Genomic DNA, 9,761 nt, shown 5'->3' on the forward strand with positions numbered 1-9,761 from the left:
GGAAAATGCCCCGCATCTTTCGATGCGGAGCATTTTCTTAAATCTGAAAGGAGTTGGCTAGGTTTTCACACAGTCTGCACAGGTTTTGTGTGTGCTGCTCAATAGCGCCGTGCTGCCAAGGTTTGTCCTGATCAGGCACCTTGATGGCCGTTGTGCTCCCCCCGCAAGGGTTGTTAGAAAACTGACGACTGCGAAGATGACTCCAGCATATTTCGCAAGGTTTTATCGTCATGGACAATCCGCTGCACGACGTCAACGACGGGCTGAATGAGCCGGTCACCGGCGGTCTTTCTCCTGGCCGGTTGGCATTGGTCAAACAACTCATCACTGCTGACCTGAGCAAGAAAGTCTCTGTGCCTTTTCTGGCAGCGTCCTGCGAGTTGACGCGCAGTCATTTCTCGCGCTCATTCAAGCGCAGCACGGGCATGTCCCCCCAGGAATGGATTCGCAACCAGCGCATCGAGCAGGCCAAGCAACTGATCAAAGAGTCGGAAATGACCCTCACGCAAATCAGCGCCGAATGCGGGTTTTGCGATCAGGCGCATTTCTCTCATATGTTCAGCAAGACCGAAGGTACCAATCCCGCGCGGTGGCGGGGCCATGCACGCAAGTTGAAGGCGGCCAGCGTGCGTCAGGACTCGCGTAATTCCCGCCACATATGGACCTTGGAAATAAATCCGGTTGCGGTCGCTACGGCCAATGGCTCCAGGCCAAATGATGCGAATCCGTTGTGCTCGTAAAGCTTGCGTGCTGATGCATTGTTTTCACTGACAGTCAGTTGTACCAGCAACGTGTGTGGCCGCTTACGTGCATAGCTCAACGCCGCATCGATCAGTGACTGGCCCAGACCTTTGCCTTGCTGCCCGGCCACCACATACATGCCGAACAGTAAAACCTTGTGTCGCGCCCGTTGCCGGTTGCTGAAGGTCAGCCCTACCGCACCCAGGACGGCGTCACCGTCAGTGATGCCGAACACCACTTGCCCGGCATCTTCTGCCGCATTGAGCCGGTTTTCCCACCAGGACAAGGGCAGGGCCGCGCGCTCTTCTGTGGAGGAGGTGAATGCCTCGGGATGCCGTGTGTAGGCGTCCAGCATCAAATCTCGATAAGCCGCTGCGTGCCGGCCCTGCAAACGTTCAATCCTGAATGCACTGGACATGGCTTACACCACTGCGATCAGGTCAAGTTCAACGGTGGCGTTCTTCGGCAACTGATAGACCCCGACCGACGTGCGAGTGTGCGCACCGACGTCGCCCAGCACGAAGAACAGCACCTCAGAAGCCGCGTCGGCCACTTCGCTTTGCTGAGTGAAATCCTGGGCGCATTGCACGTACAGGTTCATGCGCAGCAACCGCTTGATCCCGTCCAGTGATCCCGCGCTGCGTTGCAGTAAGGCGAGCGCGCGCATCGCGCAGACTTTCGCCGCCAGTTGCGCCTGAGCCAGAGTGGTGTCGGCCCCTGCGCGTCCGGTGACGACTACCGTGTCGCCAACCCTGGGGATTTGCCCACTGATGTAAATCTCGTCGTTGTGCCGAATCAGCGGCACATAATTGCCGCCGATTTTGATCTCGCCATCAAAGCTGTAACCAAGTTGTTCGGCAATCAGGTTGAAGCGCTGGTCTGCTGACATGTCACGTCCCGTGGCGAAGATAAATCCAGTGCGGAGGGTGCCTTTATCGCCTCAAGCTCCTGACATTGGCAAGCGGTCAGGCGTGGATTCTTTGGTCGTAGCCGCCGTCACGAAGATGAGTCGCCCTCTAGCGGGCAATGCCAAGTAGAATCACGCTCCTGAAGGTTTTTAAGGTTTGCGGTGGTGGATGTACAGCAGGGCTTTATCCTGAGCCGACACTGGCGTGATACGCCCGAAGGCACGCAGGTGGAATTCTGGCTGGCGACCGATAACGGTCCCCGGCACATTCGCCTGCCTGTACAACCTTCGGTGGCGTTCATTCCTGCTGAACAGCGTGCTCGTGCCGAAGCCGTATTGCGCAGCGAGTCAGGGGTCGAGCTTCGTGAGCTGAGTCTGTGTGATTTCCGCCATCGCCCGGTGCTTGGGGTTTATTGCCAGCAGCACCGGCAACTGATGAACCTGGAAAAATCCCTGCGCAAAGGCGGGGTGGATGTCTACGAGGCCGATATCCGCCCACCTGAACGCTATCTGATGGAGCGTTTCATCACCGCCCCCGTGCAATTCAGCGGTGTTGCGGACAGTAATGGCACGCTGTGCGAGGCGCAGATCCGGCCTGCAGAACACTACCGGCCCCAGTTGCGTCTTGCGTCGCTGGATATCGAAACCACGGAAAAAGGCGAGTTGTACTCCATCGCGCTGGAAGGTTGCGGCCAGCGTCAGGTTTACATGCTGGGCCCCGCCAATGGCGATGATCGGGACGTCGACTTCGCGCTTGAATACTGCGACACCCGCAAGCTGCTGCTGGAGCGTCTCAACCAGTGGCTTGAGCTTCACGATCCGGACGCGATCATTGGCTGGAATGTGGTGCAGTTCGACCTGCGGGTACTGCACGAGCATGCTCAGCGACTGCAAGTGCCACTGCGCCTTGGGCGGGGCGGGGAAGCCATGGGTTGGCGCGAGCATGGATCACGCAACAATCACTTTTTCGCCGACGCCAGCGGGCGTCTGATCATCGACGGCATCGAGGCGCTGCGCTCGGCGACCTGGAGCTTCCCGTCGTTCAGCCTGGAAAATGTCGCCCAGACCTTGCTCGGAGAGGGCAAGGTGATCGATACGCCTTACCAGCGCATGGATGAAATCAACCGCATGTTCGCCGAGGACAAGCCTGCGCTGGCGCGCTACAACCTGAAAGACTGCGAACTGGTGACGCGCATCTTTGCCAAAACCGAGTTGCTGACCTTCCTGCTGGAGCGCGCTTCGGTCACGGGGTTGCCTGCTGACCGCAGCGGCGGCTCGGTGGCTGCGTTCTGTCATCTGTACATTCCGTTGATGCATCGCCAGGGCTTTGTGGCGCCCAACCTTGGCGAGCGCATGCCCGAGGCCAGTCCCGGTGGATTTGTCATGGACTCGCAGCCGGGGTTGTATGAGTCAGTGTTGGTGCTGGACTACAAGAGCCTTTACCCGTCGATTATCCGCACCTTCCTGATTGATCCGGTGGGGCTGGTCGAAGGCTTGCGCAATCCTTCGGACGAAGACTCTGTACCGGGTTTTCGCGGCGGGCGCTTCTCTCGCACCCGGCATTGCTTGCCCGCGATTGTCGAGCGGGTCTGGCAGGGGCGCGAGACGGCCAAGCGGGAGAACAATCAGCCGCTGTCTCAGGCCTTGAAGATCATCATGAACGCCTTTTATGGCGTGCTCGGTTCCAGTGGCTGCCGCTTTTTTGATACGCGGCTCGCGTCATCGATCACCTTGCGCGGCCACGAGATCATGCGCCGCACCCGGCAGTTGATTGAAGCCCAGGGTTATACGGTGATTTACGGTGATACCGACTCCACGTTCGTCTGGCTCAAAAGCCTGCACGGCGAGGAAGACGCGACCCGGATCGGGCGCACGCTGGTGCAACAGGTCAACCTGTGGTGGCGCGAGCATTTACAGCAGGAATATGGCCTGACCAGTGCCCTTGAACTGCAGTTCGAGACACACTTTCGACGCTTCCTGATGCCGACTATTCGCGGTGCGGAAGAGGGCAGCAAGAAGCGCTATGCCGGGCTGGTCAGGCGCGCGGATGGCTCCGATGAAATGATTTACAAAGGACTGGAAACGGTCCGCACCGATTGGTCGCCACTGGCCCGGGAATTCCAGCAGGAGTTGTATTCGCGGATTTTCCATCGGCGGCCGTATCAGGACTATGTGCGCGACTATGTGCGCCGTACCGTGGCGGGCGAGCTGGATGACTTGCTGATCTATCGCAAACGGCTAAGACGTCGACTGGATGATTATGAGCGTAACGTGCCACCTCATGTCCGGGCAGCGCGTCTTGCGGACGAACACAACGCAAGCCTGGGTCGTCCCAAGCAGTATCAGAATGGCGGCTGGATCAGCTATGTCATCAGCGTTGCCGGGCCTGAGCCTCTGGAAGTCAGGCATGCACCTATCGACTACGACCATTACGTCACCCGCCAGCTACAACCTATCGCCGAGGCCATCCTGCCATTCGTGGATGATGATTTCAGCACGCTGATTGGCGGGCAGTTGGGGTTGTTTTAGATCATTCCCCATCTAATTCTGAAATGCGATCCTCTGTGGGAGCAGGGCTTGCCCGCGATAAGGCCGGACGCGGTTCACTTTGGATCGCGGTGTCCTTATCGCGGGTAAGCCCGGCTCCCACAGGTAATTGCAGGCATCAGGTATCTCTGTGCCCGACCAACCGCTCCACCAACTCCGGCAACAATATCTCGCACGACATCTCAATCTTCAGATCCAGCAGTTCATCGGCGCGTGTCTTGCCGATGTTGATGGCAATCAGTGGCTTGCCTTGCTCGCTTATGGTCTTGCACAGGCGGAATGCGGAGTAAGCCATCAGTGACGAGCCCACTACCAGCAAGCCGTCAGCATGGGTCACATTTGCCAAAGCTTGTGCAGCGGTAGGCGGCGCAACGTTTTCGCCGAAAAACACCACATCGGGCTTGAGGCGCTGGCCATTGCAGTGCGGGCAATGTGGTACCTGAAAACGCGTCTCGAATGCGGGGTCGAGCAAGGTATCGCCATCTGGCGCCTGCACCGCGTCAACGCCTGCCAGGTAGGGATTCTGCGCTTCCATCAATTGCTGAATCGCGGCGCGATCAAAGCGCTCGCCGCAGTCCAGGCACAGCACCCGGTGCAGGCTGCCATGTAGCTCGACGACGTCAGTGCTGCCAGCCTGATCATGTAGCGTATCGACGTTTTGCGTGATCAAACCGCTAATGTAGCGATGAGATTGCAGCGTCGCCAAAGCGCGATGCGCCGCATTGGGTTGAGCAATCCGCACCCGCGGCCAGCCCAGCATCGCCCGCGCCCAATAGTGTCGCCGCGCTTCAGGTGAGCCGAGAAACTCCTGGAACATCATCGGTGCCTTGCCGCGCCTTACACCGTCGGTATCCCGGTAATCAGGAATACCCGACGGTGTGCTGATGCCTGCCCCGGTCAGGACCACAAAACGTTTTTGCGCCATGAGCGTGTAAAGCGTTTCGACCGGGGCGGTGGATGGGCTGTCCAGCATGATGGGTTCTCCGCGTGGCGTGAGTTGTATCTGACCCGGCGGATGCTTGAATGGTGCCCTCTACAACAGATTCACGGTCTGGACATGACCATCAGGCGCACGGCCATCAGGGTCAGCACCGCTGCAAGCACTCTGTGTTGTAGCTTTCCTAACCGTTCTTTGCCCGCAAACCAACGATTGATGGTGCTGCCAAAGGCACCCAGTACGGCATGGAAGACAAACGCAATTATCGTCAGCACCAGGCCGAGCACGATCAGTTGTTGGGCGATCATGCCGTTGGAAGGCGTCACGAATTGCGGCAGGAAAACGATAAAAAACAGTAGTCCCTTGGGATTGAGCAAGCTGTTGAGCATCGACCTGACGAACACTGTTCTCAGCGAAACCTTGTTATCGATGACGTTTTTGCCCGGCTTGCCGCCTTGCAGGGCTTTCCAGGCCATCCACAACAGGTAGACCGCGCCGACATAACGAATGATGTCGAAAGACGGCGGCCATGCCGCGACCAGACCGGTCACCCCGGTTGCGGTCAGTATCGTCAGCACGATATCCGCGGCGCCGATCCCCAGCGAAACGGCCAGACCGCCGCGCCACCCATAAGTAAAACCGTGGCTCATGACAAACGCCATATTCGGCCCCGGTGTGATCAACAGAAGCATCACCGCGCCGCAGAATAAAGACAGTGTCTGAAGGTCGATCATGGGCTGCTTCCTTTCATTGATATCGTTCGCTGACGGTAGCGGATCGCGCCGGGCAGGCTGCGCTAGAGTTGCTCGCGATTTTTGTGCAACAGTTTTTTCCGGGCTTTACCTTGCCCGGTTTGAAATGAGAGTCTCGCCGCCTTGGCGTTTTCAGAGTGGGCAGTGATGAGTCGTTATTCGTTCAAACAGGTTGATGTATTCAGTCGGCATGCCCTCAAGGGCAACCCGCTGGCCGTGGTGCTTGAGGCTGAGGCACTCAGCGAATCAACCATGGCCGCGTTCGCCCACTGGACCAACCTGAGTGAAACCACTTTTGTGCTTAAGCCCCAGCATCCCGAGGCGGATTATCGACTGCGGATCTTCACCACGCAGTATGAGTTGCCGTTCGCCGGGCACCCGACGCTGGGCAGTTGCCATGCCTGGCTGGAGAGTGGCGGGCAGCCTAAAGGGGAGGAAATCATTCAGGAATGCGGCATAGGTTTGGTGCGGATTCGTCGCCAGGGCAAACAACTGGCGTTTACTGCACCCGCGTTGTTGCGTTCTGAGCCGGTCGAGGCTGGGTTGCTGGAGCGGATTCGCGCTGGAATGGGGCTGGTTGACGGTGCGATTCTTGACGCCCGCTGGGTTGATAACGGTGCTGGATGGTTAGCACTCAGGCTCGCGGACAGAGCCAGCGTACTGGCGCTGAAACCGGATTATGCGCAGTTGGGCGGTCTGGCGATTGGTGTGTTCGCGCCTTGGGATCCGCTACTCGATGGGGTTGAAGCGCAATTCGAAGTCAGAGCGTTCATCCCGGGTGACGGCATGCCTGAAGATCCGGTGACCGGGAGCCTCAATGCCGGTATCGCGCAATGGTTGTTGAGTGCCGGGCTGGCAGAGGACAGCTATGTGGTCAGCCAAGGCACGGTGCTGGGCAGGCAAGGTCGGGTTTACGTGCAGCGTCTTGGTGACGACATCTGGATTGGCGGCGAGGTGGTGACGTGTATTGAGGGTGGGGTAGAACTGGCATGAGACTTTACAAACGGGCCGCCATGTTTGCCCGCAACTAATGCACTAAACAAACCCAATGGGACCGGCTTTGGTGTACCGGTTAAAGTCGTTCCCACTAACTATGTTCCATTCAGCGGGTTAGTTTGCAGGTTATTGCCGCCGTGCTCGGCAGTAAAAAACCATCAGGATTTAACGGCTTGCTCTTCAGACACGGAAAGAGTGCTGATCAAGCGTTTGATGTCTTCCTGTACATCCAGAGGTAAACCGTCCAGCTCGGTTAACACTTTCGACTCGCCTGCGGAAATGGAGTCGATGGCCAGTAACTCCCGGGAACCGGTAATGACATACAAAACATCGACCCCGGCCTTCGCAACCGCTCTGAGGTATTCGGCATTGGGAAAGCGCTTGCCTCGTTCGTAAAGCCCTTGAGCATTGGCTTCAACCCCGCCAACCAAACCCAGGTCTCGCTGAGAAAGATCGAGACGCTTTCTTTCCAACTTGAGTCTTATGCCCATGCCTTCCATTTGGTGATTTCCTGATGCTGATCCACTTCGATGAGAAGGTAGTTGTTTGAAGTGTGTCGCAGATTACCAAGAAGGTCTTGATGTTTGAAGGCTTTGATAGCAACTGATGAACGGTGTAGCGCTCTAGGACCAGGCAATTCCCGGACCGCGTGCGATACGCTTGCCGGGCCTTGCGGCGACCTGACTGGCCTGACCGTCACGTTGTTTGCCGGTTCTCGCCTCACTGATTAAAGCAGGAATTAAAGGACCTTCAGGCAGGTTTTTCCAGAAGCGGCTTGGAAAGTGGCCTTCCATGACCTTGGGGTTCAGGCGTGCCGGGTTGAAGATGTGACTGTAATAGGTCAGCCACAGCTCCCCACCCGGATCCTCGGCGTTGCGCGCCAGTTGTTGCCAGGCAGGCGGGCAGACACGCTGATGGATCAACTGGTGACCATCGTAGTAGACGCCGTCTTTGGGTGTGGCAATCATCCACCGATGCTGCCCCATACGGCCGATAAAATGCTGACTGGCGCTGTGCAGGATGTCGTGAGCAGGTTCGTGCCACGCGACGTATTGTGGCTGCGCAAATTGCGCTGGCAGCTCAGATTCGGGCAGTGCAACAAAACGCAGAAATGCGTGCAGATGATGGGCTTCCCGGCTGACTTGCTTGATGCGTCGATGCAGCTCGCTGCCCAGCTTGTCGCCCGCCAGCATCGCGGTGCGATCCCCGTGACTGACGCGCCAAAGCACCTCATACAACAGGCTCCAGCGCTGATCGCCGCGAAATTGTGAAGCGCTTTCCAGCAACTGCAGAAGGGCCAGCGGGATCCGGGCCTGAAACGGGCCTTGTTGTTCCGGGTAGCTGTGATCAGAACCGAACAGGTCGCTGCCGTCGCTGGATTTCCAGCTCACCTGACTTGGATCGACTTCATGGCTGAGCAGCCAGCGTGCCTGCTGTCGCCAGTTGTCGAACAGGTCGTCGCAATCCAGGCAAATCATCCCCATAACCCCATTTGCTGCGGAGCTGGGCGGTCGCGCAACAACATGTGCAATGACTCGCTGCTGCTCTCTGCCTGAGTCGGGTGATAGTCGCAGGTAATGATGAACGGTTTGGCCTTGGCCAGTACACAGCGCATGCGTGTCAGGTCTTCGTAGCGGATTCGACGCTGACGGCGTAGCTCCAGCAAACGGTTGGTGGTGCGGATACCGATGCCTGGGATTCGCGCAATCTGTGAGGCGTCGGCGCGGTTGAGGTCCATGGGGAAGAGGCTGCGGTTGTTCAGGGCCCAGGCCAGTTTCGGATCGATGTCCAGTGCCAGATCACCGGCGCCCTGAAACAACTCCTTGACCTTGAAGCCATAGCCACGCAGCAGGAAATCCGCCTGATACAGACGGTGCTCGCGCATCAGTGGCGGGGCGGCCAACGGGACACTTTTCGGGCTGTTGGGGATGGGGCTGAACGCGGAGTAGTAAACCCGGCGCAGGCCGTAATTGCCGTACAGGGATTCGGCGCTGGTGAGAATGGTACTGTCGTCGGTTTCGTCAGCGCCGACGATCATTTGCGTGCTTTGCCCGGCAGGTACAAAGCGCGGCGCACGTGGCTCGTTGAGGATGGTTTGCTGTCCGGTGTGAATGGTCTTCATCGCCTGCTTGATCGTGACGACGTTTTTTTCCGGAGCCAGGGTTTTCAAGCCGTCATCGGTGGGCAGTTCGATGTTGACGCTCAGGCGATCAGCGTAACGGCCGGCCATTTCGATCAGTGCCGGGTCAGCGTCCGGGATGGTCTTGAGGTGGATGTAGCCACGAAACTCATGGACCTCCCGCAGTTGACGCGCCACTTCGATCAACTGCTCCATGGTGTAGTCGGACGAACGAATGATTCCGGAACTGAGGAACAGTCCGCTGACACAATTACGTCGATAAAAATCCAGTGTCAGGGTGACCACTTCTTCGGGGCTGAAGCGGGCACGGGGTACGTCGCTGGAGCGGCGATTGACGCAGTATTGGCAGTCGTAAAGACAGAAGTTGGTCAGCAGGATTTTCAGTAGCGAAACACAGCGTCCATCAGGCGTATAGCTGTGGCAGATACCCATGCCGTTGCTCGAACCCAGCCCGGTCTTACCCTCCGAACTGCGCTTGGGTGCACCGCTGCTGGCGCATGACGCGTCATACTTGGCGGCATCCGCAAGGATGCTGAGCTTGTCGATCAGCTGCATGGGAAACTCCGATACTGTTTGCATGTACAGTATCGGGTTCAGGTGTGGGACGCAATGTCCTGCGGTCGGGTGAATAAGTGGCTTGCTTGAAGCCATTGCATTATTTGAATTGGAACGCAGTCCCATGTGGGAGCGGGTGGGGGGGGGCGGCGGACGGGGTGAGGTAGGTGTAGCGATAGGAACCAA

The 9,761-nt window shown here is 57.9% G+C and carries 10 protein-coding genes; 3 read left to right on the forward strand and 7 right to left on the reverse strand.

What is annotated here, in order from left to right; genetic code table 11:
* Positions 1-230: 230 nt before the first annotated feature.
* Complete coding sequence (locus RX972_RS26590) at positions 231-740, forward strand: helix-turn-helix domain-containing protein (RefSeq protein ID WP_122704141.1); 510 nt, start codon at positions 231-233, stop codon at positions 738-740.
* Here RX972_RS26590 and RX972_RS26595 read toward each other — a convergent pair.
* Both RX972_RS26595 and RX972_RS26600 read right to left on the reverse strand, forming a co-directional pair.
* Positions 632-1,159, reverse strand: coding sequence for a GNAT family N-acetyltransferase (locus RX972_RS26595; protein ID WP_231677878.1), 528 nt, complete (start codon positions 1,157-1,159; stop codon positions 632-634). The genes RX972_RS26590 and RX972_RS26595 overlap by 109 nt on opposite strands.
* Positions 1,160-1,162: 3 nt before the next feature.
* Positions 1,163-1,630, reverse strand: coding sequence for a RidA family protein (locus RX972_RS26600; protein WP_231668206.1), 468 nt, complete (start codon positions 1,628-1,630; stop codon positions 1,163-1,165).
* A 183-nt stretch (positions 1,631-1,813) separates the two neighbouring features.
* On the opposite strand from RX972_RS26600, the gene RX972_RS26605 reads away from it, so the two are divergent.
* Positions 1,814-4,177: a DNA polymerase II gene (locus RX972_RS26605; protein ID WP_316879921.1), complete on the forward strand. Its 2,364-nt coding sequence runs from the start codon at positions 1,814-1,816 to the stop codon at positions 4,175-4,177.
* A gap of 136 nt (positions 4,178-4,313) precedes the next feature.
* Here the strand turns inward: RX972_RS26605 and RX972_RS26610 are convergent, their stop codons facing one another.
* Complete coding sequence (locus RX972_RS26610; protein ID WP_316879923.1) at positions 4,314-5,168, reverse strand: NAD-dependent protein deacetylase; 855 nt, start codon at positions 5,166-5,168, stop codon at positions 4,314-4,316.
* Positions 5,169-5,239: 71 nt separating this feature from the next.
* On the reverse strand, positions 5,240-5,866 hold the full coding sequence (locus RX972_RS26615) for a LysE family translocator (protein ID WP_099269324.1): 627 nt from the start codon (positions 5,864-5,866) through the stop codon (positions 5,240-5,242).
* Between the two features lie 165 nt (positions 5,867-6,031).
* Between RX972_RS26615 and RX972_RS26620 the strand changes: the two genes are divergently transcribed.
* Positions 6,032-6,877, forward strand: a complete 846-nt coding sequence (locus RX972_RS26620) for a PhzF family phenazine biosynthesis protein (protein WP_316879925.1) — start codon at positions 6,032-6,034, stop codon at positions 6,875-6,877.
* A 161-nt stretch (positions 6,878-7,038) separates the two neighbouring features.
* Here the strand turns inward: RX972_RS26620 and RX972_RS26625 are convergent, their stop codons facing one another.
* From RX972_RS26625 to RX972_RS26635, 3 genes are all read right to left on the reverse strand, one after another.
* Positions 7,039-7,380: a helix-turn-helix domain-containing protein gene (locus RX972_RS26625; RefSeq protein WP_099269325.1), complete on the reverse strand. Its 342-nt coding sequence runs from the start codon at positions 7,378-7,380 to the stop codon at positions 7,039-7,041.
* 123 nt (positions 7,381-7,503) lie between these two features.
* Positions 7,504-8,364, reverse strand: coding sequence for a TIGR03915 family putative DNA repair protein (locus RX972_RS26630; protein WP_316879929.1), 861 nt, complete (start codon positions 8,362-8,364; stop codon positions 7,504-7,506).
* Positions 8,355-9,575 (reverse strand): putative DNA modification/repair radical SAM protein, encoded by a 1,221-nt coding sequence (locus RX972_RS26635; RefSeq protein WP_027902755.1) that lies wholly within the window; start codon positions 9,573-9,575, stop codon positions 8,355-8,357. Before RX972_RS26635 ends, RX972_RS26630 begins: the two co-directional genes overlap by 10 nt.
* Between the last annotated feature and the right edge of the window lie 186 nt (positions 9,576-9,761).

It is taken from the genome of Pseudomonas syringae group sp. J309-1 (assembly GCF_032582135.1).
Classification (GTDB): Bacteria; Pseudomonadota; Gammaproteobacteria; order Pseudomonadales; family Pseudomonadaceae; genus Aquipseudomonas; species Aquipseudomonas quasicaspiana.